We start from the raw sequence: 23011 nt of genomic DNA, 5'->3' as shown, positions 1-23011 counted from the left end.
CACGCAAGATTACTCTTCGGGACAAGGAGCCAACCACCCGACGGCGTCCATATATGGTCTAATCATCCCAGACACTATTTTATGTGGTTCAGACGTCAGGGGGACTTGGTGGGATCCCATTGGTGGGGGCATGAACCTACGGGAGGAGAAGCGGGAAATCAGTTATTACCTGATGGATTACAACAACTGGCCGCATCCACATCAACACAATGGCGGGATGCCACCAGCAAAATCCGAGGTTCAACCGAACCAAGTATCCAGATTGAGTTGACCACTAAAAATCTTTAGTAACTGTCTTCCTGCTCCGCCTTCATCCGGGCCTGACGGGCATAGGCCTCCTCCTCAGCGCTCTCGATCTCCTGCAGCACCGAATCGAGATCGATGGCGGCGCGGCTCTCTTCAAAGTGACCGGTCAGCTCGCTATCGGGGGTGAGTTTGCCATCTTCAAACAGCGCCCACATCTCCTGGGCATAACGGGTCTTGAGCAGCTCGGGGGCATACATGCCGTAGTAGTTGCGCATGTTGTTGACGTCCCGCTCCAGCATCGCCTTGGCCTGGTTGTTGGCGGCGGCATCCACCACCTGCGGCAGATCGATGATCACGGGGCCCTGCTCATCCACCAGCACGTTGAACTCGGAAAGATCGCCGTGAATAAGACCGGCGCAGAGCATCCGCACCACATAGCGGATCACCTTGGCATGGTCGATGACCGCCTGCTCGGGGGTGAGTGCCACATCGTTGAGGCGCGGCGCGACATTGCCATCCTCGTCGGTGATAAGCTCCATCAGCAGAACGCCGTCCAGACAAACATAAGGCTGCGGCACCCGCACACCGGCCGCTGCTAGCTTGAACAGGGCATCAACCTCGGTGTTCTGCCACACCTCCTCATGCTGCTTGCGACCGTACTTGGAGCCCTTCTCCATGGCGCGGGCGCTGCGGCTGTTACGCACCTTGCGCCCCTCCTGATAGACCACGGCCTGCTTGAAGCTGCGCTTGGACGCCTCTTTATAAACTTTGGCGCAGCGGATCTCGTCGCCGCAGCGCACCACATAGACGTCGGCCTCTTTGCCGCTCATCAACCGGCTGACGACCTCATCGACCAGGCCGTCATCAACCAGAGGTTGGATTCGATTTGGAATTTTCATGGCCGCCCTTTTACCCTATTTCCGCTCTCGAAGATAGCTCCGCGCACGCTCACCTGCCTCTCCCTTTCATAAGACACCCTGTTATCCCCTGTTTGCGCTGTTTTTGTCCACCCATTCGCCTTAAAAACCACCAGCAGCAGACCAAATACGAAAGGCGCCTGTGCCAACAAAAATGGCTCGCAAGCGGGCCAATTTTCAAGGTTCGGGCGGCAAGCCCTGACGAATGCGCTGGATCCCCGCTTCATAGAGGCCGTCATCCCCCTCCTGATGCTCCAGGGTTTCGAAGATCTTGAGAAACCACATGTACTGTTCGGGATGGCGCGCCACCTGCATCTCCACCACCCGATTCATGGCGTTGACGTCTGCCAGCAGATTGGCGGTGGGATAAGGGTCAAACGGCGGCTCGATCTCCAGCAGATAGCACCCCTCATCCTCGTCATAGCTGGCGAAGATGGGCACGGCCCTGGCACCGGTCAGCTTCACCAGCTTGGGCAGCGCGGGCAGGGTTGCCTTGGGGCGGCCAAAGAAGGGAACAAACACGCTCGCCTCGCGGCCGTGATCCTGATCCGGCAGGTAAAAAAAACTGGCACCGGCGCGGATCGACTTGATCGCCGGTTTGATGCCGGCGCTGCGCTCGTACACCTTGCCTCCTTTGGCCCGCTCGCGGTTGATGTACCAGTCAAACACCTGATCTTTCGGGCTCTTCATCATGGTGCACATCTCAATGCCCATCATGGAGAAGTAGCGGCCAATCATGTCGACCGCCCAGGTATGAGGCACCACCAGGATCACCGGGCGGCCTGCAGCCTGCTCCGCTTGCACATGCTCCCAGCCGGTGACCTTGATGCGGCGGGTCAGCCGTGCCTTGCTGCGCCAGCTGAGCTCGCCAAAGCCCATAAAGGTCTTGAGCCCGACCCGGATCGATTTGAGCAGCAGCGCCTGACGTGCGGTGGCATCCAGCTCGGGAAAGCAGATCTTGAGGTTGGTATCGGCGATATAGGCCTGCTTTTTCGAAAAACGCAGCAGGGTCGGTGAGACCAGATCGGCAAAGCGATCCCTCAATCTCGCAGGAGTAAATGCCAGCAGGGAGAGCAGGCCCAGCGCGCACCAGCTGCCCCACCATTTGGGATGCAGCAGGCGGCTATGAAATGAGGTATCAAATACCGGATCTAACGCAGACATGGCGGCCATCAAGTCATCAAAAACAAACGGTTATTGTAGTTATCCTGACATTTTTTTCTACCCTGGGGAGGCAGGCCATCGACCCGCAAGGCACTGATCAGACGAGTTATCATAAAAAAATGGCCCACCTGGGGCCATTTCAATCAACGCAAATTCTGGGTCAACCGTGGGGCGACAATCCCTTGCGGATCCGGCGTATCCCCTCTTCGTAGAGGCCATCCAGCCCCTCCTGATCTTCACGGGTATCGAAGATCTTGAGGAACCACATGTACTGGCCCGGATGGCGCATCAGCTGCTGTTGCACCATGTCGTTCATCCGACAGGTATCGGCCATCACATCCTCGGTGGGATAGTTGTCGAACGGTGCCTCAATCTCCAGCCGGTAGCAGTGGTTCGCTTCGTCATAGCAGGCGAGCAGCGGCACCGCCTTGGCGCCACTGACCTGCACCAGACGGGGCAAGGCAGGCAGGGTCGCTTTGGGATAGCCAAAGAAGGGGGCGAAGATGCTCTTCTCGCGGCCATGATCCTGATCCGGCAGATAGAAGAAGCTGCGACCGCTCTTGATGGTTCTGATCACCGCCTTGATCCCGGCGCTGCGCTCGTAAACACGGCAACCGTTCTTGGCTCGTGCACGGTTGAGGTGCCAGTCAAACACCGGATTGCGCGCCCGTTTCATCATGGTGCACATCGGCACCCCGCGCTGGGTGAAGCAGTAACCGGCGGCATCCACCGGCCAGGTATGGGGCACCACCAGGATCACCGGACGGCCGGCCGCCCGCTCCGCCTCGATATGCTCCCAACCGATCACCTGCATCCGGCTCATCAGATAACGCTGGCTGCGCATGGTGAACTCGCCAAATCCCAACAGACTCTTGAGGCCGACCCGGATCGAGGTCAGTGCAATGGTATCCCGCTCTTCCGGGCTCTTGTCCGGGAAGCAGATCTCCAGATTGGTTCTGGCGATATAGATCTGTTTTTTCGAGATACGAAACACCAGCGGTGCCAAGGCTTCGGCCAAACGGTCGCGCAATCGCACCGGCACAAAGGCCAGCAGCATGAGCACACCGAGCGCCAGCCAGCTGAACCAGTAGCGGGGATGCAGAAAACGGGCTTCAAAAGAGGAGTCAAATACGGGATCTTGGGACGACATGTATTGGGGTCGAGCGAAAAAGTGGTGCTGCATTGTAGTCGTCCTGACAGGTAATACCAGTTAAATCCATGGCAAATAGCCCGCCACGGGCGCCACATCAAAAAACCATAAAAAAATGCCCCGCACTGCGGGGCATTTTGCTCGTTACACAACCAAGGTGGAGGCTCTTTGTCCATCCATCGTATGACTGGTCGTTTATCCCGTCGCTCTCGGAGCGCACTGCTTATCCATTTCCCGATGTCACATCTTCTTCAAGATTTAACGGTGAGCACCCTGGCGGGCCATGCCGTTATTCATTTCGGTATTACGCTGCGGCAGAAAAAACATCAGGTAACGCAGTGCCACATACCCGACGATGACGGTAGCCACCCCCAGCTCGAAGTGGGCCAGCAGTCTGATCTGCTCGACGTAGTGACTCCCTTGCGCAAATCCTTCAACCAGATGAGCCACTTTGAACAGAGCGGTGGCACCGATCACCAGCGGGAAGGTAAAGGCGGCATAACCCGGCGAGAAGGGCAGACGCAGCAGTTTGATGAAGGCCAGATAGATGATACCGGTCATCAGGATGGCAATCCCCAACAGCACGGCCACCAACAGCAGTGACGGCTCCTGGCTGACGGTCAGGTAACCGGCCAAAGAGAGGCTGGCAGGAGCCGCCAGAATGGCAATGGTCGGTTTGGCGGCATCCGGCACTTCATGGCTGAAGATCAGGCGATAGAGCATCAGCGGCAGCATCAGGCCATAGCAGATGATCCCGAACCAGAGCAGGCCGTTGGCCAGCGGGGCAAACTGACCACCCGGGAAGGCGACGTCAGCCACGATGATCCCCACAGGCGGCACGAACCAGCTCGGCACCATGTGGTGGATTTCAAACTCTTTGGCGCGATGCCAGATAAAGGTGGCCAGGAACAGCAGGTGAACCGCCACGGCAAACAGCCAGAGGGCCTCGCCCGCTTGCGGCGCAATCATACCCAGCGCTTTGGAGACCACCATGGTGCCCATGGCATAGGTCGGAACCACACTGCCCACCACGGGGTGAGCGAGATCCTGCAACAGCAGGTTCGGGTGAAGCAGAAACTTGAAGGTCAGGATCACCAGCAGCACGGCCGCAATGGCAGCGCCCAGCAGTTGCATCCGGCCATCGAAGTGACCGGCATTTTCCCAACACCAACCAAGGCTGGCGATGCCCAGCGCCAGACCCGCCATGGGGGTTGGGGCGGCAGCCAGTGATTTACGGGTTCTTGCGATCATGATGACACCTTTCTATTGATGACTATGGCGATAGGATAATGGCCCCTTATCGTTTACGATATCTAAATGAATTAAATCAATCATTCAGGAAAACCAAACACGATGAAACTGACCCTGCAGCAACTGAAAGTGTTCGCCACCATTGCCCGCTATGGAAACCTTGGCCTTGCCGCCAACGAGCTCTGCCTGAGCAAGGGGGCTGTCTCCCAGTCGCTGCAGGAGCTGGAGCGCCAGCTCTCCACCCCGCTGTTTGACCGCATTCACCCCAGATTGCAGCTCAACAACGAGGGGCGCCTGCTGCAACCGGCCGCCGAAGAGCTGCTGACCCGGATGCAGGATATCGAGAACCTGTTCAGCCCCGATGCCGAACCGAGCGGCCAGCTGCGCCTTGGTGCCAGCCAGACCATCGGCAACTACCTGCTCCCCACCCTGCTCGCCAGCAGCAAACAGGAGCTGGGACTCCCCCCCAAGGTGACCATCAACAACACTCACCTGCTCTGCCATGCGCTGGCCAACTTCGAGCTGGATATGGCACTGATCGAGGGGGAGAACCACCACCCCGACCTGCTCGCCGAACCCTGGCTGCAGGACGAGATGCTGGTGGTGGCCCCACCCGGTCACCCGCTTGCCAACAAGAAGGAGCTCTCCCTCTCCCGACTTGGGGGCGAGACCTGGGTATTGCGTGAAGCGCAATCGGGCAGCCGAGAACAGTTTATCCAGCAGATCCAGCCCGAGCTGCCCCGCTGGCAACCAGGGCTTGAACTCAACACCCTGGAGGCGGTGATGCTGGCGGTGGAGAAGGGGCTTGGCATCTCCTTTATCTCCCGGCTGGCAGCTTCGGATCGCCTGGCAGATGGGCGGCTGATCGCCCTGCCCCTCTCCCGTCGCTTCCCGCGCCAGCTCTCCCTTATCTGGCACAAGCAGAAGTACCACTCCACCTCCCTGCGCCACTTTATCCACTTCTGCCGGGCTCAGGTGAAGGATGCCGAGGTGAGCCGCCCAGAGTAACGCCCGCTCGGAGCGCCGCTGGCAGGCTCGCCCGCCAATAACGGAAAAAGCAGAGAGGGAGCCACGGCTCCCTCTCTTTGATTCGCTTCTGAGTATCACTTCGCCAGACTGCGCAACCAGCTGATTTCCTCGCCCCAGATGGACTCATCTATGGTCTCGAGGATCAGCGGAATGCGATCGAAGCGATCATCATTCATGATGTGGTGGAATACCGCCTCCCCCAGATTGCCCTCCCGCAAGCTGTGGTGGCGATCGACCCGGCTGCCGAAGGTACACTTGGCGCCGTTGATATGCATCCCCTTGAGATAGTGAAAACCCACCGTACGGTCGAACTCGGCAAAGACGGCAGCGCAACTCTCTGCGGTGCGCAGATCGTAGCCGGCGGCAAAGGCGTGGCAGGTATCGAAACAGATCCCGACCCGGCTCTTGTCCTCCACCCCCTCGATGAGGGTGGCGAGGTGCTCGAACGACCAGCCGAGGTTGGTCCCCTGCCCGGCGGTATTCTCGATCACCGCCGTCACCCCTTCACTGCGCTCCAGCGCCCAGTTGATGGACTCGCTCACCAACTTGAGGCTGGCCGCCTCAGGGATCTGCTTGAGATGGCTACCGGGGTGGAAGTTCAGATAGCAAAGCCCCAGCTGCTCGCAGCGCTTCATCTCGTCGAGAAACGCATCGCGGGATTTGGCCAGACCATCGGGATCCGGGTGGCCCAGATTGATGAGATAGCTGTCGTGGGGCAGGATCTGCTCCGGCAGAAAACCGGCCTTGTCACAAGCCGCCTTGAAGGCACGGATGGTGGCATCCGACAAGGGGGCCGCCTGCCACTGACGTTGATTCTTGGTAAAGAGGGCAAACGCGTTGGCCCCGATGGCCTGGGCGCGGGCGATGGTATTCTCCACCCCGCCGGCCGCACTGACGTGGGCTCCGATATATTTCATACAATCTCCTCAATACGGCAAGCCGCCATTATGCCGATCCAGCCCGGCCACGCCAAACCGGGATATCCGATAGCGGGTATCGACAAAAAGTGCTGCTTTAGCGAGGTGCTGCGTTTCATGGCGCAATCGGCCTGCGCTGTAGCAACCTCTCCCCAGAAGGGATAAGTAGAGCCCGTCCACGCCAGCATGGCGCCCATAAAAAACGCAGCGTATCGCCTGAGCAATAACGCTGCGTCTTTGGGTCTCTCTGCCGTCCCCCTTGCCGTGCCCCGAATGGCCAGCGACAAGGGAGCAAGAATGCGCGGGGAGAGTCGCCTTAGAAGGGCATTTTAAAACCTGGCGGCAGTTGCATGCCACCGGTCAGTTCGCCCATCTTGGCCTTGTTCTGCTCTTCCACACGACGCACGGCATCGTTGCAAGCGGCGGCGACCAGATCTTCCAGCAGCTCCTTGTCATCTTCCATCAGGGAGGGGTCGATCTCGATGCGACGGACGCTGTGGCTACCGGTCATGGTGACCTTGACCATGCCAGCACCGGCTTCACCGGTCACTTCCATCTGAGCCAGCTGCTCCTGCGCCTTCTGCATACGCTCTTGCATCTGTTGGGCCTGTTTCATCAGGTTCCCCATTCCACCTTTACCAAACATATGTCGTCTCTCGTCTTGAAATCCGGCATCCAGCGCCGGGCTGTGGGCTTGTCTGTCCTAGATGGGGACAGCCAAACTGCTTTTCAACCGGAAGCAAGCTCCCGGCCACGGAATTTAGCGGTTGAGGGGCTCGATGCTCTCGTGATGAAGCACGGCACCAAACCGCTGAACTAAAAACTGCACGTTGGGATCCTGCTCCAGGTCCCGGGTCACCTGCTCGCGCACCCCGAGATAAAGGCGGTGCTCGATCTCGAGGGGGGTCTCTTGGTCAGGCACCACACCGAGCGTCACCTCGACCTGCACCGGTTGCCCCAGCGCTGGTCCAATGATCTCGGCCAGATCGGCGCGCGCCTTGTCGCTCACCAGATGGCGCTGCTCGGGCTTGAGGGTTAGCAGGACTTTATCCCCTTCCCGCGTCATCACCGAGTTGATGGCCAACTGACGCAGCCGCCCTCCCACCTGAGTGTGAGCGATCAACTCGGCCCAAGGGTCGCCGCAACCATTGAGCAGCGAGGAGGGGATAAGGCGAGTCGCCTCCCCCTCTTGCGGCTCGCTGTCGCTCTCGAGCTCATCCCAATCGATGGTCTCCATCACCGGCTGAGCGGGCTCGCTCTGCGTCACCGGTGCAGCAGCCACCGCCGTGGTGGCAACGGGTGGCCGGGTCGCAGGGGCGGGCGTCACCGCTGGCGCCGCAGCGCTGCGTTCACCGGGTCGATAGCTCGGCTGCCCGTCGAGATCCCAAGGTGGCAGATCGGTTGGCTGGGCCGGTGCCGTGACAGGGGCGTGGCTCATCACCTGAGTCTGCTCGGCAAAGCCCTGATTGAGGTACTCCTCGTATTCCCCGTTGTCACCCTGCGGCTCGTAACTGTCGTTATAGAGCTCCACTGGCGGCAGATCATCATAGTGACCCATCGCCGGCATCCCCTGCCCGGCCGGTTGGCTGACCGGAGCTGGCTGTTGCGCTACGGTCGGTGCGGCGGCGGGCGCGACAGGACGAGCTGGCGCAACCGGCACCGCGCGCGGCGCGGGCGCCGCCGGGGCATCCTGACCACGCTGGCGGCTGCGCAACATGTTTCGCTTACCAAGCAGGCTTTGCATGCTCGATACCGCAGACACGGCTTCAGGTGCGCTAACCGGCGCGGTTGTCGGTTCGAGCGCGGGCTCGAAGGGGGCGGTCAGCGGCTCGCCACGGGAATAGTCCATATCGGCTGCGGCAGGCGCTCGATCATCAGCATCAGCATCAGCAGATTGTTCGGCTGAGTGCGCTGGCACATCGGGCTGCGCATGTGGCAACGCGGGCTCGGGTTGATACCCCATGCCCGCAGCCTCGCGCAGCAGCTCATCCTGCTGGCTGAACAGCTCGGCGGCTTGCGCCTCCTCCTCGCTGTCGGCGGGGTTGCCGATGTCATCCGTCATCGAAGGCAGGGATACATCAACCGCGGGCACTGCACTGGTAGCAACAGGCGTGCTGGCAACAGGGCTGGCTAGCGGTGCAGGCACGGCGCCGCTGATCGGTGCCACTGCGGCCGATTCAGCGGCCGGGCGCTTTCCCGGCAAGGAGGCTACCGGAGTGGCACTACTCGCTGCACTGCTCGTCATTGACGGGGGCAGCGCAGTGAGGCTGGCCGGATGCAGGGCATCGCGCCGTGGGGAAAAGGCAAGCATCCGCAGGCAGGTCATCTCCAGCGCGATGCGGCCATCGGGAGCCCAGGGCAGATCTTTACGGCCACCCAGCACGATCTGGTAGCAGAGCTGCACCTCTTCCGGGCTCATCGCCTTGGCCAGTTGCAGCAGGGAATCGGCATCCGCCCCCTGCTCCTGCACACTGGCAGGCAGCAGCTGCGCCATGGCGATACGATGGAGCAAGCCTTCCAGCTCGGCGTGGAGCTGATCAAAATCGGGGCCCAGGGTGGCGATCTCGGTGATCTTGGCCATGGTCGCTGGCGCATCTTGCCGCAAAATGGCTTCCAGCAGCTGGTGCAGATGGCGGTGATCGAGTGTCCCCAGCATCGCCAGCACGCTGTCGAGGCGCACGCTGCCATTGCCGTGGGCCAACGCCTGATCGGTCAGGCTCAGGGCATCACGCATACTGCCATCGGCGGCTTTGGCCAGGGCCAGCAGGGCGCGTGGCTCGAAGGGCTGCCCCTCCTGATCCAGCACCCATTCGAGCTGCTTGGCGATCTGGGTCTGATCCAGACTCTTCAGATGAAACTGCAGACAGCGCGAGAGAATGGTAATGGGCAGCTTCTGCGGATCCGTGGTGGCCAGCAGAAACTTCACATAGGGGGGCGGCTCTTCCAGGGTTTTCAGCAACGCGTTGAAGCTGTGGCGCGACAACATGTGCACTTCATCGATGAGGTAGACCTTGAAGCGGCCACGGGCCGGGCGGTACTGCACGTTGTCGAGCAGCTCGCGGGTATCTTCCACCTTGGTGCGGGACGCCGCGTCAATCTCCAGCAGGTCGACAAAGTTGCCCTGATCGATCTCGCGGCAGGTATCACAGACACCACACGGGTGGCTGCTGATCCCCTGTTCGCAGTTGAGGCTCTTGGCCAGAATACGGGCGATGGTGGTCTTGCCGACCCCGCGGGTACCGCTCAGCAGATAGGCGTGATGCAGCCGTCCCTGATCCAGGGCGTTGGTCAAGGCGGTCAGCACATGTTGCTGGCCTACCACTTGTTCAAACGTATGGGGGCGCCATTTACGCGCCAGAACCTGATAGCTCATAAATCCATCATGCAGGGAAGACAGGGCATTGAGGCCGGATGCTAACACAAATGGCGGGCTGGCTGTATCGGCTATCGGTCAGAGCGGGAGGGATCGCTTGATTTTCAAACCGATGCCCGCAAGGGAACCGGTTCAATGCAGGCCCGATGCAGATGATCGGGCCAAAGAGGCATTACTCGCCGGCCAGCTCGACCAGTGAGACTACCTTGATGCCAGCAGCAGTCAGGCGGGCATCGCCACCCAGAGACGGCAGGGAGATGATGAAGGCCGCATCGGCCACTTCACCACCGGCACGGCGGATCAGCTTGACGGTCGCATCGACGGTACCGCCGGTCGCCAGCAGATCGTCCACGACCAGCACCTTGTCACCGGGCACGATGGCATCGGTGTGCAGTTGCAGGGTGTCGGTGCCGTACTCGAGGGCATAGGACTCCTCGATCACTTCGCGCGGCAGCTTGCCCGGCTTGCGGACCGGCACGAAGCCCAGCCCCATGGCATAGGCAACCGGTGCGCCAAAGATGAAGCCGCGGGCTTCGGTGCCAACAATCTTGGTGATCCCTTGATCACGATAATGATTGGCCAGCAGATCGATGGTGGCCTTGAAGGCCTCGGCGTTCTCAATCAGGCTGGTGATGTCACGAAACAGAATGCCCGGCTTCGGATAGTCGGGAATGGTCTTGATGCTTGCTTCGATAAATTTCAGGGTTTCCGGATTCATGTGTTGACCGCTTATTTTTTTGACCCAGGGGTGGCCATTTTTTCTCAATTCCCTTCTGCGGGAAATAAAAAAGCCTGTCACGCAAAAATGACAGGCCGACTCCATAGCATTATTGCTGCAATAGCTTAGGGACTTCACTTCACCATTGCAACTGGCTCCAGCACTGGCAGACGCATTAACCAGGTGAGCAGGATCACCATTATGATAACCAGCAGCCCCTTGACCCACAGCAGTGGCACCACCGCCAGCGACACCGAAAAGGTGAGCAAAATGAAGATAATGGCGCGCCGTCTGGCCTGACGACGAATGCCGCGATACTGTTGCCAATCCACGATGGGCGGGCCAAACCAGGGATGGGCCAGCAGCCAGCGATAAAAACGGGGCGATGAGCGGGCAAACAGGGCGGCGGCCAGCAACATGAAGGGGGTAGTCGGCAAGAGCGGCAGCACAATGCCCACAATACCGGTGGCAAATGCCAGCCACCCGAGCGCCATCAGACACCAACGCTTCATTCCTTCTCCTTGCGTGATTTATCTCCCTCTAGCCTAACAGAGTTTGAGCGGGTGCTGACAGCGGGCCGCAACCCCACTACAATCTGCGCTCTTTTTTCTTGCCACTCTCGTCGGAAAGCCGTTATGCGCGTTATTTTGGCCCCCATGCAGGGGGTACTGGATCACCTGATGCGGGAGGTTCTCACCTCCGTCAATGATTACGATCTCTGCGTGAGCGAGTTTATCCGGGTCGTCGATCAGCTGCTCCCCGCCAAGGTGTTCTACCGCCTCTGCCCTGAACTGCTGCAAGATGGCAAAACCCGCGCAGGCACCCCGGTGCGGGTGCAACTGCTGGGGCAACACCCCGAGTGGCTGGCCGAGAACGCCCTGCGCGCCATCGAGCTGGGCTCCCCCGGCGTCGATCTCAACTTCGGCTGTCCCGCCCCTACGGTCAACAAGAGCAAGGGCGGTGCGGTGCTGCTCAAAGAGCCCGAGACCATCTACCGCATCGTCAAGGCGGTGCGCGAGGCGGTGCCTGCCCATCTGCCGGTGAGCGCCAAAATTCGCCTCGGTTACGACGACAAGGATCTCTATCTGGAGAACGCTCAGGCGGTCTTCCAGGGGGGCGCCAACGAGCTGGCCGTTCATGCCCGCACCAAGCGCGAAGGCTACAAGGCCCCCGCCCACTGGGAGTATGTGGATGCCATTCGCCGCGCCCTGCCCATCCCCGTCACCGCCAACGGCGAGATTTGGGATCACAAAGATGCCCTCGCCTGCGCCAGGGTCTCGGGTTGCGATGCCCTGATGGTCGGGCGCGGCGCCATCTCCCTGCCCAATCTGGCCAACGTGATGAAAACCGGCTGCCCGCACATGAGCTGGGCCGAGGTGCTGCAGTTGATGGTGAGCTATACCGAGCAGGATCTGGCCAGCGAAAAAGCCGACTATTACCCCAGCCGCATCAAACAGTGGTTCAGCTATCTCAAGCGGGAATATCCCGAAGCGGACCTGCTGTTTCAGGAGATCCGGGTGCTCAAAGAGACGGCTCCCATCCGCGATGCCCTGCTGCAAGCAGCCAAAAGCCACGGCTAACCACGTTTAACTTGACGCATATCATCTTGATAGAGTTATCGGATCCCTATACTGCCCCGAATCTGTCGTCTGTCCTGTGGGGGATAATGTGTGTGAAATGACGCAAGCACAGTTGACTGTCTGGCGTAATCGCCTACTGTCAGACTGGGCCCAAGTACGAGAAACGCTGATCGGTCAGCTCAAAGCCTGCCGCCGTGACGAGTGGGCCGAGCAGGTCGGTCACTGCGAGCAGGATCAACTGGTGGAACTGACCAGCCGACTGGATCTGCCGAAGGTAGAGCAGAGTGTGGCCCGCCTCAAGCGGATCGACGCGGCACTCTGCCAGATGGATCTCGGCCTCTATGGCCTCTGCTCCGATTGTGAAGAGCCGCTTTCCATCGAACAGCTGGAACAGGATCCGACCCTGCAACGCTGCCCGCGCTGTGAAACCCGTTATCGCAAGGGATTCCACGCCCACGAACTGTGAGGGATGCACATCTGTGCATCCGCTCAACCCTCAGCACTGGTTACTCCGTCGTTCCTGTCCAATACTCACCGTATCAGCCTGTTCGAGGGTATGCGTTGTGTACAGACTCTTGTTGTTATGGTGTTTGTGTTGCCAGGCTACGGCACAGGAGTCATTGGTCGTGGGCTGGGTCGACTGGCAGCCCTTCAGTTATCGCAATGAACAGCAACAGCTCCGCGGACTGGATGTGGAGCTGCTCAACGCCATCTTCCTGCGGGCCGGTTATCAGGCCAAATTCAGTGAAATGCCCTGGGCTCGCGTGCTGCACGAGCTGAAATTCGGCACGGTTCAACTGGCCATGTCAGCCAATATCACCGCCGAGCGGCAGCAATATGCCCGCTTCAGCCACCCCTATCGGGAAGAGGAGACGGCCATCGTCATCCGTCGGCAAGATGCCGAGCGCTGGCGCGGGATCACCACCCTCGAGCAGTTGATCAACACCCCTGACTTCCATATCGGGGTGCTCAAGGGCTTTGATTACGGCAATACCTTCCGCCAGTTGATGGCAAGGCCCGAGCTGCAGCCCCGTTTGCAGATGCGCCTGCGGCTGGATCAGTTGCTGAAGATGTTGCAAGGGGGTCGGATCCAGGGGTTTATTCTGGACCCCCACGGACTGCAGGAGTGGCAGGGTAAGGATGGCGTGCAGGACAAGCTGTATATTCTGCTGCATATCGAACAGACACCGGTTCACCTGATGCTGAGCAAAGAGAGCACCACTGAGGCGCAACTGCAGCGGATCAATCAGGCTATCGATAAATTGAAACAGAGTCCCGACTATCAGCAGATCCTCGATCGCTACCAGTTCAGATCCCTGCATTCACAGGAAAACACTCATAAGTAAGGGGAGCATCAGCTCCCCTTGCAGTCTCAAGCAAACCCAATCCTGTCTCAAACAACCCTGGTTGCAACTTGCCAGGACGTTTTGGTCACCGATAACGTGATGGGTTAAGCCTGGCTATCAGCGTCCCAGCACAATGTCGGCAAGGTGGGCGAAGTGGTGGATTTCGTGGGTTGCATCGCACTCGCCCGCTTGCCGCGCCGGGTTGTACCAGCATGTTGCCAGCCCCTGCGCCGCCGCCCCGGCAATATCGGTTTTCGGGTTATCCCCCACCATCAGCACCCGGGCCGGATCTGGCTGCCCCATCAGGGAGAGGGTGTGCTGGAAAATAGCTGGCGCCGGCTTGGTCACCCGGATCTCGTCGGAGATCACCAGCGGCTCGAACCACTCGCTCCAGCCCAGTTTGCCAAGCCGCCCCCGCTGGGGCACGCTGAAACCATTGGTGATGATCCCCATCCGCACCTTGCTGCGCAGCTGCTGCAGGGTCTCGACCACCCCTTCGAGAGGCATGCTAAGGGCAATGATTTGCTCCAGAAAGGTGTTGTTCATCGCCATGGGATCGGCGGCAACCTGCTGGGCAAAGAGGGAGAAGCGGGTCTGCTGCAACGCCGTTGCATCGATCTCGCCTTCGTTGTACTGCTGCCAGAGCCCATGGTTGAGGGCGTGGTACTGCGCCATGCTGGCGTCGTCAGCCTGTACACCATAGATCTGCAGGGTGTGCGTCAGCGCAGAGGCGACCGGAAAATCGAGCAGGGTTTCATCCAAATCGAACAGCACCCAGTCATAGCTTGGTTGTTTCACAGAACTCCTTGTTATCATTCAGATTGTTCAGAGGCTTAGCGACCAACTCTGCCAAGCGGGCTGGCCAGCAGATCCAGCGTGAGACGCACGCCAAAGCCGGTCACTTCGCTGGAGACCACCCCATTGCCCCCCTTGTTGCGAAAACCGCTCAGGTCGAAGTGCAGCCAGGGGGTCTGCTCGGGCACGAAGTGGGCGAGGAAACGGGCCGCATCGATGTGATCCGGCGAACTGCCCGGAGCACACTGCAACAGATCGGCCCACTCGCTTTCGATGTTGTCGTCGTAATCATCATCAAGCGGGAAGGGCCAGATCCGCTCGCCGCTGCGCTGACCCAGATTGACCAGCGATGTCATCCATTCGCTGCGATTGGTAAAGACGCCGCTGTAGCGGCTACCCAGCGCCCGTTTGCAGGCCCCGGTCAGGGTCGCGTAATCGAGCAGCAGATCCGGAGTATCCTGCACCGCCATCGCCAGGGTGTCGGCCAATACCATTCGCCCTTCGGCATCGGTATCGACCACCTCGATGGAGGTGCCATTGATGGCAGTCACCACCTCGCCAGGACGATAGGCGTGAGGGCCGATATGGTTCTCGGCAATGGCCAGCCAGCAGTGTACCTCGTAGGGTAGCTGAGCTCGGCTGATGGCGTAGAGGGCCCCCAGCGCCACCGCGCTGCCCCCCATGTCCAGATGCATGCCATACATGCTGCCGGAGACCTTGAGGTTATAACCGCCAGAGTCGTGACAGATCCCCTTGCCCACCAACGCAATGCGGCGCACCGGCTTGGGCGGGTAGTAGCTGAGCTTGACCATGGCCCCCTGATTGTCTTCCGAACCACGAGCAACAGCCAGAAACGCCCCCGCCCCCAACTCGGCCAGCTGCGCCTGATCATAGTGATGGCACTGCCACCCCTCATCTTGCGCCAGCTTGCTGACAAACTCGCGATAGCTGGCGGCCGTCAGCTCGGAGGCAGGCAACACCGCCAGATGGCGAGCCAACCCGTTACCCCCCGCTTCGCTGTAAAGGCGCGCCAAGTCCAGCACCACAGCGGGTGAAACCTTGATCTGCTGGTAGCTCCAGCTGCTTTCGCTGCGGCGCTTGCTGGTGGGCAACGAAATATTGGCAGCAAGCAGGGCTGACAACATCACTTCGGCCAGCATCACTCGCTCGGAGGGGGAAAAACCTTCCAGATGCAACCCGAGGCGCTCCACATTAAGCCCAGAAAGAGGAGCAATCCAGCCTCTGATCTGTTTATAGAGGCGGTGATCCCGCGTCACACTGCCGGCCACAAACATCACCTGCAACAGGGTATTGCCATGCATCAGGGTAAAGGGCGCTTTTTTCCCCAACGCAAGCTGGATCTGGAGACCCGCAAGGGCGGGGAGCGAAAGCAAGGACTCCTTCTGCTCTTCGGCGATCAGCAGCAGTTGCAACGGCAGCCCTTGGGCAAGGGCTTCGGCCAGCGTGGCATCTCGGCTTTCAATAGCAGGAGGAAGATAGGTGAAGGGAGTGATCACAGGCGCGTGCCTCATCCATGAAGAGATACCTGATGATACCCAACAAATGGTTGATACGACCAGTTTTGGTCTTGAAAAAGCGTCAGAAATAGCAGCAATCACCAGATGGTGACGAGCATCAAGAAGGATTGTTCAATGATTGGCGATACAGGAAGGGAACGTTCAGAAAGTTGGTTGCGGGGGCCGGATTTGAACCGACGACCTTCGGGTTATGAGCCCGACGAGCTACCGAGCTGCTCCACCCCGCGTCCGAATTGTCACCCTTAAGCCGAGCAGTAGCTTGATGGCGTTTGTCTGCCTTCGACTGTTTGCACAATCGCAAACTGACGAAAAAGTTGGTTGCGGGGGCCGGATTTGAACCGACGACCTTCGGGTTATGAGCCCGACGAGCTACCGAGCTGCTCCACCCCGCGTCCGAATTGTCACCCCCAAGCCGAGCAGTGGCTTGTTGGCGTTTGTCTGCCTTCGACTGTTTATACAATCGCAAGCTGACGAAAGAGTTGGTTGCGGGGGCCGGATTTGAACCGACGACCTTCGGGTTATGAGCCCGACGAGCTACCGAGCTGCTCCACCCCGCGTCCGAATTGTCACCCCCAAGCCGAGCAGTGGCTTGTTGGCGTTTGTCTGCCTTCGACTGTTTATACAATCGCAAGCTGACGAAAGAGTTGGTTGCGGGGGCCGGATTTGAACCGACGACCTTCGGGTTATGAGCCCGACGAGCTACCGAGCTGCTCCACCCCGCGTCCGAATTTTTCTCGAAGTGGCCGAGCAGTAGCCAGTTCGATTTCTCCTTTCCCACCAACCGGTTACACCGGCTTGGCTGGTCAGGATCTCAGATGGTTGCGGGGGCCAGATTTGAACTGACGACCTTCGGGTTATGAGCCCGACGAGCTACCGGGCTGCTCCACCCCGCGTCTGAGGTCGCCAATAATAGGCGCCAGCGCACAGATTGCAAGTAAATATCTCAAAAAAAGTTTATTCGTAGATTAATCGGACAAATAGTGCGGTCATTAGCAGCATCATGCTGTTTTTTCAGGCAATCGAGTCCTTGTCAGGCATCCGGCACTACACTCAATAAGGTGAACACTCCTCATTTTGGGTAGGTAGAATATGCGCATCTCCGCCGGTCACTGCCGTCAGTTGGGGGCCACACCCGACAGTAACGGCGTCAACTTTGCGATCTGGGCACGCCTCGCCAGCCGGGTCGAACTGCTGCTCTTCGCAAGCGCAGACGATGCGACCCCCGAGGTGATCCCCCTCTCCCCGCGCCTCAACCGCACCGCCTACTACTGGCATATCCATGTGGAGGGGATCTCGGTCGGGCAACGTTACGCCTATCGCATTCAGGGCCCGTGGCGCCCATATGGCGGCACCCGCTTCGATGCCGAGAAGGTGTTGCTCGACCCATACGGCCGCAGCATCGAGCTTGGCGCCAATTACGATCGATGGGCGGCGGCCCGTCCAGGCAGCAATCTGGCTTGTTGCGCCAAGAACAAGGTGGTCGATACTCGCCACTACGACTGGGAAGGAGACAAATTGCCCGCTCACTCCCTCTCCCGCTCGGTGATCTACGAATTGCATCTGGGGGGCTTTACCAAGTCCCCGAGCTCCGGGGTCGATCCGGCGCTGCGTGGCACCTATCTCGGGCTGATTGAGAAGATCCCCTACCTGCAATCTCTCGGTGTCACCGCCGTCGAGCTGCTGCCGGTGTTCCAGTTCGATCCTCAGGATGCGCCCAAAGGACTCTCCAACTACTGGGGTTACAGCCCCATGTCCTTTTTCGCCCCCCACGCCCAATACGCCTGCGGCGATGATCCGCTGACCGAATTTCGCGACATGGTCAAGGCGCTGCACAAGGCCAATATCGAGGTGATCCTGGACGTGGTTTACAACCACACCGCCGAAGGGGGTGATGATGGCCCCACCTTCTCGTTTCGCGGCATCGACAACGAGGCCTACTACATCCTCGACAACAACCAGAAGGACACCAACTATTCGGGCTGCGGCAACACCTTCAACGGCGCCCATCCGGTGGTGCTGCGGATGATCATGGACAGCCTCCACTTCTGGCGTCAGGAGATGCACGTCGATGGCTTTCGGTTTGATCTGGCCGCCATTCTGTCGCGGGATGAATCGGGTCAGCCGCAGGCCAATGCGCCGACCCTGCGCACCATAGATACCGACCCCAACATCGCCGACATCAAGCTGATTGCCGAGGCCTGGGATGCGGGGGGACTCTATCAGGTGGGGTCACTGGCCGGCGCCCGCTGGCGTGAGTGGAACGGCCAGTTCCGGGATGATGTGCGCCGTTTTCTGCGCGGGGATGACAACAGCGTCACCGCCTTTGTCGAGCGGCTGTGCGGCAGCCCCGACATCTACCACTATCACCACGCAGATCCCGAGAAGAGTATCAACTTCGTTACCTGCCACGACGGTTTTACCCTGTGGGACTGGGCCAGTTACAACAGCAAGCACAACGAAGCCAACGGGGAGGAGAACCGTGACGGCTGCGATCACAACTTCAGCTGGAACCACGGCCATGAAGGGGTAACGGAAGATCCCCAGATCAACGCCCTGCGGATGCGCCAGGCCAAAAACATGATGGTGGCGACCCTGCTCTCGGTGGGATCCCCCATGCTGCTGATGGGAGACGAGCTGCTGCGCACCCAGCGGGGCAACAACAACGGCTACTGCCAGGACAATGCCACCTGCTGGATGAACTGGCTGCCCAATGCCCGCAGTCAGGAGATGTTCCGCTTTATGAAGGAGCTGATCCAATACCGCAAACACCTGTTCCAGCGCCCGGAGCAGGAGAGCATGCCGCTGTCACTCACCGAGATCCTGCGCCACAGCGAGATCTGCTGGCACGGGGTCAACGCCGGGCAACCGGATTTCAGCCCCCACTCCCACGCCATCGCAATGTCGGCGCTGTCGAGCGAAACCAAGCTGGCGCTCTATGTGCTGTTCAACGCCTACTGGGAGCCCCTCACCTTCAACCTGCCGAGCCCCCCCAAGGGCGTCGGCGGCTACTGGCGGCGGATCCTCGATACCGCCCTCCCCTCGCCGCAGGATATCTGCACCTTCGGCATGCCGCTGGAGGGATTGACCCGCGAATATCTGGCCCAGCCACGCAGCAGTTGCCTCTTTATCTGCGGGGCCGACGATTTCTATTGATCGATTGCTGTGAATTGATAGCAGCGATACCTGCAAGCCAGATATGCAAAAGCCCCGAGTGTTGGCTCGGGGCTTTCTCTTTTCAGCACCAGTGTCAGATCAGCTGGTGCAACACGCTGGTAGCGGCGATCTGGGCGATCAGCAGGCCACACAGGGAGGTAGAGACCACCACTGGCGCGGTATCACGCTGCAAGTAAAGCGGGCTGAACCAGAGCAGCAGAGAGGCCACCAGCAGCGCTGCCTGGGTCACCACCGCCGGGATCAGGGCATCGAGATTGGCCTCACCCCCTTGCCAGCCCACCAACACTGCCAGCCAGACAAGGCTGGCCATCGCCCCCACCAGACCGGCCAGTGGCAACAGGGTGTTGAATGCCTTGAGACGATGACGGGCCCGCAGCAGCATCAGGTGGGCAAAGGCCGCCCCCAGCATCGCCATCTGCAGCAGACCACTCACCCAGCCCTGCAGTTGCAGCAGCCCGAAGCCATAGAGAGCGAGCGGCAACGCCGGTAGCCAAAGCAGTGTCGAGGGGACTGAACGCTTGCCCTCCAGCCGTGACTGGGCCAGCGACAAGCCAACCCCGAGCACCAGTGCGGCCCCACCACTCCAGATGAGCCAGCTGGCCGCCTTGGCCTCTACCGCCAGCATCAGAGAGAGCGCGGTAATAACCCAGATGGAGAAGAGCTGCTGACTGATGCGCGAGCGCTGGCCAGGGCAGATATCACTGCGCCACAGCACAATACCGAGGGCGATCAGGGCGCCAAGCGCCATCAATCCGGTGAGAGGAAAGAGCCAAAAAGGGAGTTGGACGAACACGATGCCTCCAGCAGTAAAGATTCGAGGTGCGCCACCGGGGCGCCAGAGAGGGGCGAGTATACCCAAACCAGCGGCTATCCCCAATCGCGACAAACAATCGTGGGCAAACAATCCGGGGCAATTTGCTGCCAGCAGAGCCCACCTTGAGGGGCGCCCTGCTGGCAGCCATATCCATAGTGACGGGATGCTGCGCTGGCTTTAGCCCTGACCGCGGGCCAGCGCCACCACCCGGGCAAACATCTGGCGGATCACCGGCGGAATATGTTCGGCGCCGAGCCGCTCCGCCTCTTCCACCACCGCCAGCGCCATTCCCGGCTTGCTGCGGTGATGGATCGCCTTGTTGATGATGTGACTGGCACTCCACATGGCGCGCCCGCCCACCCCGGCCTCGCGGCGAAACACAGCTTCAAAACCGTTGTGATAGAGGTAGTGCTCGATGTCGGCGGCAGGGAGCTGGGTCAGTCGGTCCCGCTCCCGCTCTCCCTTGAGCTGGCCCCGGGCCGAGGTGGCATACTTGAGCCCCGCCTCGTCGCCATCGGTCAGCAGGTGCCACTCGATGCCAAAATCCCGCGCCACCTTGATGAGCGGCGACTGGCCGCACTGGGCAAACTCGATGATCCGTACCCCTTCGGCCCGCAGACTGTAACCACAGATCTGCGCCAACTCGGAGAGCAGCCAGATCTCGGTCTCCCCCTCCACCAGCAGCCAGCAACGGGCAAACAGCGACATGGGGCGGTTGATCCGCACGTGAAAGGCGATCTTGCGCAGATCATCGCTGCTGTAGCGCTCCCCCCCCAGCTGGTGACAGAGGATATCCTGCTGACGGCGCACCAGCCGCCGCACCTGATTGAGCGGCAGGGAAGAGAGCAAGTCTCCCGAGTTGGTGGTGAGCAGCTTCTGGCCCGGTAGTTGTTCCAGCAGCCCCCACGCCAGCGCCAGCATGGTCGGGTGCAGCCGGCTCTCCGGGTCCTCCAGGATCATGATGGGACGGGCCCCCTCCTCCAGCTCGCGGTTGCCCCGCGCTTGCAGCAGGGTAGCCGCCATCCCCGCCATCGCCAGCTGCAGCGCGCGGTTATCGGCGCGGCGCAGCAGGGTATGCAGGTTGCCAGGATTGCGCAATGTCATGGGGCGATTGATGATGTCGCGCTGACTGCGCGGCTTGTTCTTGATGGGGGCCAGAGCGTTGAAGTAGTGGTCCATCAACTGGCGCACCGCCTGCAGCGCCTCTTTGAGCTCCGGCTCGCCGATCCGCTGGGGTTCATCGATCAGCTTGTCCGCCAGCTCGCTCAGGCGATGCTCGGAGAGATCTCCCCACTGCAATGTCTCCACCCCGTTGCGAGCGGTACGGGCGTCCCGCAGCCGGAACACCGGGTTCATGGTGATGAGCATGCAGACCAGCTCGTGGGTGTTGGCGATGGGCAGGCTCTTGCCTACCCCATCGAGAAAGTCGTGAATGGTGAGCACAGAGCCATCCGCCTGCAGCTCGGCGCTGGCGCGATAGTGAATGCGGTGGAATTTGTCCTTGTGCAGCACCCAGGAGGGGCAAAGACGGGCCAGCCGACGGGAGTGCTGACACATCTGGGGTCTGTGCTCACTGAAGGTGAGCACCAGTTGCAAGTGGCGCGCCGGGGCCAATTCGGGATCTTCCGGTTGGTGAAAATCCTCGGCGGTGAACTGATAGGGCTCGGCATCCTGCCCCAGCAGACACCAGAGGGCGCGCAGCAGGCTCGATTTACCCCAGGTATTCTCACCGATCAGCACTGTGGTCTGATCCAGCCCGAGCGACAGGCGATTTATACCGCGAAAACCTTTGACTTCAATACGTTCCAGAAACATCCAGCCATGTCCACATCATTGTGATGGGGCAATAGTGGCAAAGTTACCGGAAAAATCCTATCGCAGGCGGGGCTTTTTCAACGTGAACTGTGAGGCACTGCAGGTTCGGGAGGGGTAACAACAGCGGTGCGATCTTGCGGGGCATTCCAGTGGCTGAACCAGAGATGACGGGTACGGATTTGACGTTTGCGATAATTCAATGGGCATTCCTTTCAATGGATAAGTGGTAGAGAGTACACCTCTTTTGTCCAAAGTCTCAGGGTTATCTGTGACGAGAAGATGACAATTGCGCCCGCCACTGCCCCGGCGTCAAACCAAACGCCTCGCGAAAACGATTACCGAAATGGGCCTGGGAAGAGAAGCCACACTGACTGGCGATGCTGGCCAGCGGCTCGGGGCCAGCCAACAGCTGCTTGGCCCGTTTGAGCCGCAGCCCAAGCAGATAGCGGTGGGGCGGGCAGCCGAGACTCTGGCCGAACATGCGGGCGAAGTGATACTCGCTCAGCCCCGCCTGCTGCGCCAGCTCTGCCAGCGTGACCGAGTCAGCCAGATGGGCCTGCAGATACTCCTGCACCCGCTTGATCACCACGGGCGCCAGCCCGCCGCGCAGAGGTGGCAAACCGGGAGCCTCCTCGGTGTGGTGGTGATAGGCGTGGAGGATCAACATCCAGGCGCCGTGGGAGAGTGCCAACCGATCGACCCCGTGCTGCCACTGAAGTTGCATCAGTTGGCGCTGCACCAGTCCGGCCGCCTGCGGATCGTCGATAAAGGTCTTGTCCACCAGTTGCAGGTGGCGCCCCTCCTTGTCACACGCCTCCTCGGCGATACGGGTGAGGTGAGCCGGGGTGAAGTAGAGATGAAAGAAGCGAAACTCTTCGCGCACCAGCCACTCGGATCTGTGGTGATCCGGCATGATGCACACCTTGCCGGTGCCGCCGTGGCCACCCGGCCCATCGAGTCGCTCGGTCTGCTCGCCTCCTTGCAGATAGACGCTCAGGGTGTGGTGGCCCGGCTTGTGATAGCGGGTCTGGTCATAGCAGTTGCGCCAACTGGCGACGCCAAGCCCGGGTTCGAGCCAGCAGGCGTCCTCCAGCCGGGCGCCGGTGCTGACCAGTGCATCAAATACCCCTGCTGTTTTCATTCGCCCCTGCCGCCTGTTCCGGTGTACGTATTATGCCGCTGCC

General features: G+C 60.2%; 19 protein-coding genes, 5 tRNA genes and 1 pseudogene. 6 read left to right on the top strand and 19 right to left on the bottom strand.

The features are described from left to right. Positions 1-109: 109 nt before the first annotated feature. Positions 110-271 (top strand): annotated as a pseudogene (locus tag ACB040_RS00960) (IS3 family transposase); the annotation flags it as partial. A gap of 13 nt (positions 272-284) precedes the next feature. Here the strand turns inward: ACB040_RS00960 and ACB040_RS00955 are convergent. From ACB040_RS00955 to ACB040_RS00940, 4 genes are all read right to left on the bottom strand, one after another. After that, positions 285-1145, bottom strand: coding sequence for a PA4780 family RIO1-like protein kinase (locus tag ACB040_RS00955; protein WP_021231339.1), 861 nt, complete (start codon positions 1143-1145; stop codon positions 285-287). Positions 1146-1340: 195 nt separating this feature from the next. Then, complete coding sequence (locus tag ACB040_RS00950) at positions 1341-2336, bottom strand: lauroyl-Kdo(2)-lipid IV(A) myristoyltransferase (protein WP_371154272.1); 996 nt, start codon at positions 2334-2336, stop codon at positions 1341-1343. Between the two features lie 151 nt (positions 2337-2487). After that, complete coding sequence (gene lpxM, locus ACB040_RS00945; RefSeq protein ID WP_371154274.1) at positions 2488-3477, bottom strand: lauroyl-Kdo(2)-lipid IV(A) myristoyltransferase; 990 nt, start codon at positions 3475-3477, stop codon at positions 2488-2490. 258 nt (positions 3478-3735) lie between these two features. Next, positions 3736-4728, bottom strand: a complete 993-nt coding sequence (locus tag ACB040_RS00940; protein WP_371154276.1) for a TDT family transporter — start codon at positions 4726-4728, stop codon at positions 3736-3738. A 102-nt stretch (positions 4729-4830) separates the two neighbouring features. On the opposite strand from ACB040_RS00940, the gene ACB040_RS00935 reads away from it, so the two are divergent. Further along, positions 4831-5736 (top strand): LysR substrate-binding domain-containing protein, encoded by a 906-nt coding sequence (locus ACB040_RS00935; protein ID WP_058058461.1) that lies wholly within the window; start codon positions 4831-4833, stop codon positions 5734-5736. Between the two features lie 95 nt (positions 5737-5831). Here the strand turns inward: ACB040_RS00935 and nfo are convergent, their stop codons facing one another. The 5 genes from nfo to ACB040_RS00910 all read right to left on the bottom strand — a co-directional run bounded on the left by nfo (position 5832) and on the right by ACB040_RS00910 (position 11277). Next, complete coding sequence (gene nfo / locus ACB040_RS00930) at positions 5832-6674, bottom strand: deoxyribonuclease IV (RefSeq protein ID WP_247822707.1); 843 nt, start codon at positions 6672-6674, stop codon at positions 5832-5834. A 316-nt stretch (positions 6675-6990) separates the two neighbouring features. Beyond that, positions 6991-7320, bottom strand: a complete 330-nt coding sequence (locus ACB040_RS00925) for a YbaB/EbfC family nucleoid-associated protein (protein ID WP_005333445.1) — start codon at positions 7318-7320, stop codon at positions 6991-6993. A gap of 114 nt (positions 7321-7434) precedes the next feature. After that, positions 7435-10047, bottom strand: coding sequence for a DNA polymerase III subunit gamma/tau (gene dnaX / locus ACB040_RS00920; RefSeq protein ID WP_371154280.1), 2613 nt, complete (start codon positions 10045-10047; stop codon positions 7435-7437). Between the two features lie 172 nt (positions 10048-10219). Continuing rightward, positions 10220-10765, bottom strand: coding sequence for an adenine phosphoribosyltransferase (gene apt, locus ACB040_RS00915; RefSeq protein ID WP_005352403.1), 546 nt, complete (start codon positions 10763-10765; stop codon positions 10220-10222). 134 nt (positions 10766-10899) lie between these two features. Further along, positions 10900-11277: a YbaN family protein gene (locus ACB040_RS00910; protein ID WP_265062741.1), complete on the bottom strand. Its 378-nt coding sequence runs from the start codon at positions 11275-11277 to the stop codon at positions 10900-10902. A gap of 123 nt (positions 11278-11400) precedes the next feature. Between ACB040_RS00910 and dusC the strand changes: the two genes are divergently transcribed. From dusC to ACB040_RS00895, 3 genes are all read left to right on the top strand, one after another. After that, positions 11401-12345, top strand: a complete 945-nt coding sequence (gene dusC / locus ACB040_RS00905; protein WP_139408356.1) for a tRNA dihydrouridine(16) synthase DusC — start codon at positions 11401-11403, stop codon at positions 12343-12345. Between the two features lie 97 nt (positions 12346-12442). After that, positions 12443-12811: a hypothetical protein gene (locus tag ACB040_RS00900; protein ID WP_005333451.1), complete on the top strand. Its 369-nt coding sequence runs from the start codon at positions 12443-12445 to the stop codon at positions 12809-12811. Between the two features lie 160 nt (positions 12812-12971). Then, entirely contained in the window at positions 12972-13691 is a 720-nt protein-coding gene (locus ACB040_RS00895; RefSeq protein ID WP_371154283.1) for a substrate-binding periplasmic protein, read from the top strand. Between the two features lie 117 nt (positions 13692-13808). Here the strand turns inward: ACB040_RS00895 and yjjG are convergent, their stop codons facing one another. The 7 genes from yjjG to ACB040_RS00860 all read right to left on the bottom strand — a co-directional run bounded on the left by yjjG (position 13809) and on the right by ACB040_RS00860 (position 16917). Further along, positions 13809-14489: a pyrimidine 5'-nucleotidase gene (gene yjjG / locus ACB040_RS00890; RefSeq protein WP_371154285.1), complete on the bottom strand. Its 681-nt coding sequence runs from the start codon at positions 14487-14489 to the stop codon at positions 13809-13811. A gap of 35 nt (positions 14490-14524) precedes the next feature. Then, positions 14525-16003 carry a leucyl aminopeptidase family protein gene (locus tag ACB040_RS00885; RefSeq protein WP_371154293.1) on the bottom strand — a complete coding sequence of 493 codons (1479 nt, stop codon included), beginning with the start codon at positions 16001-16003 and terminating at the stop codon, positions 14525-14527. 171 nt (positions 16004-16174) lie between these two features. Next, positions 16175-16251, bottom strand: a tRNA-Met gene (locus tag ACB040_RS00880). Positions 16252-16339: 88 nt separating this feature from the next. After that, positions 16340-16416, bottom strand: a tRNA-Met gene (locus tag ACB040_RS00875). A gap of 88 nt (positions 16417-16504) precedes the next feature. Continuing rightward, positions 16505-16581: transfer RNA gene (locus ACB040_RS00870), tRNA-Met, on the bottom strand. Between the two features lie 88 nt (positions 16582-16669). Further along, positions 16670-16746: transfer RNA gene (locus ACB040_RS00865), tRNA-Met, on the bottom strand. Positions 16747-16840: 94 nt separating this feature from the next. Continuing rightward, positions 16841-16917: transfer RNA gene (locus ACB040_RS00860), tRNA-Met, on the bottom strand. A 196-nt stretch (positions 16918-17113) separates the two neighbouring features. On the opposite strand from ACB040_RS00860, the gene glgX reads away from it, so the two are divergent. Next, on the top strand, positions 17114-19177 hold the full coding sequence (glgX, locus tag ACB040_RS00855) for a glycogen debranching protein GlgX (protein WP_058058466.1): 2064 nt from the start codon (positions 17114-17116) through the stop codon (positions 19175-19177). A 94-nt stretch (positions 19178-19271) separates the two neighbouring features. On the opposite strand, the gene ACB040_RS00850 is transcribed toward glgX, so the two are convergent. From ACB040_RS00850 to ACB040_RS00840, 3 genes are all read right to left on the bottom strand, one after another. Continuing rightward, the gene (locus tag ACB040_RS00850; protein ID WP_371153785.1) at positions 19272-19991 is read right to left on the bottom strand and encodes a hypothetical protein; all 720 of its coding nucleotides are present in this window, start codon (positions 19989-19991) and stop codon (positions 19272-19274) included. Positions 19992-20189: 198 nt separating this feature from the next. Next, on the bottom strand, positions 20190-21827 hold the full coding sequence (locus ACB040_RS00845; protein ID WP_005333463.1) for an ATP-dependent endonuclease: 1638 nt from the start codon (positions 21825-21827) through the stop codon (positions 20190-20192). Between the two features lie 262 nt (positions 21828-22089). After that, entirely contained in the window at positions 22090-22968 is an 879-nt protein-coding gene (locus ACB040_RS00840; protein WP_371153788.1) for a helix-turn-helix domain-containing protein, read from the bottom strand. Positions 22969-23011 lie beyond the last annotated feature (43 nt).

The organism is Aeromonas sp. S11(2024), assembly GCF_041402345.1.
Taxonomy (GTDB): Bacteria; Pseudomonadota; Gammaproteobacteria; order Enterobacterales; family Aeromonadaceae; genus Aeromonas; species Aeromonas veronii.
Note: the sequence above shows the minus strand (reverse complement) of the source record. Positions and strands in the feature narration are given on the sequence as shown.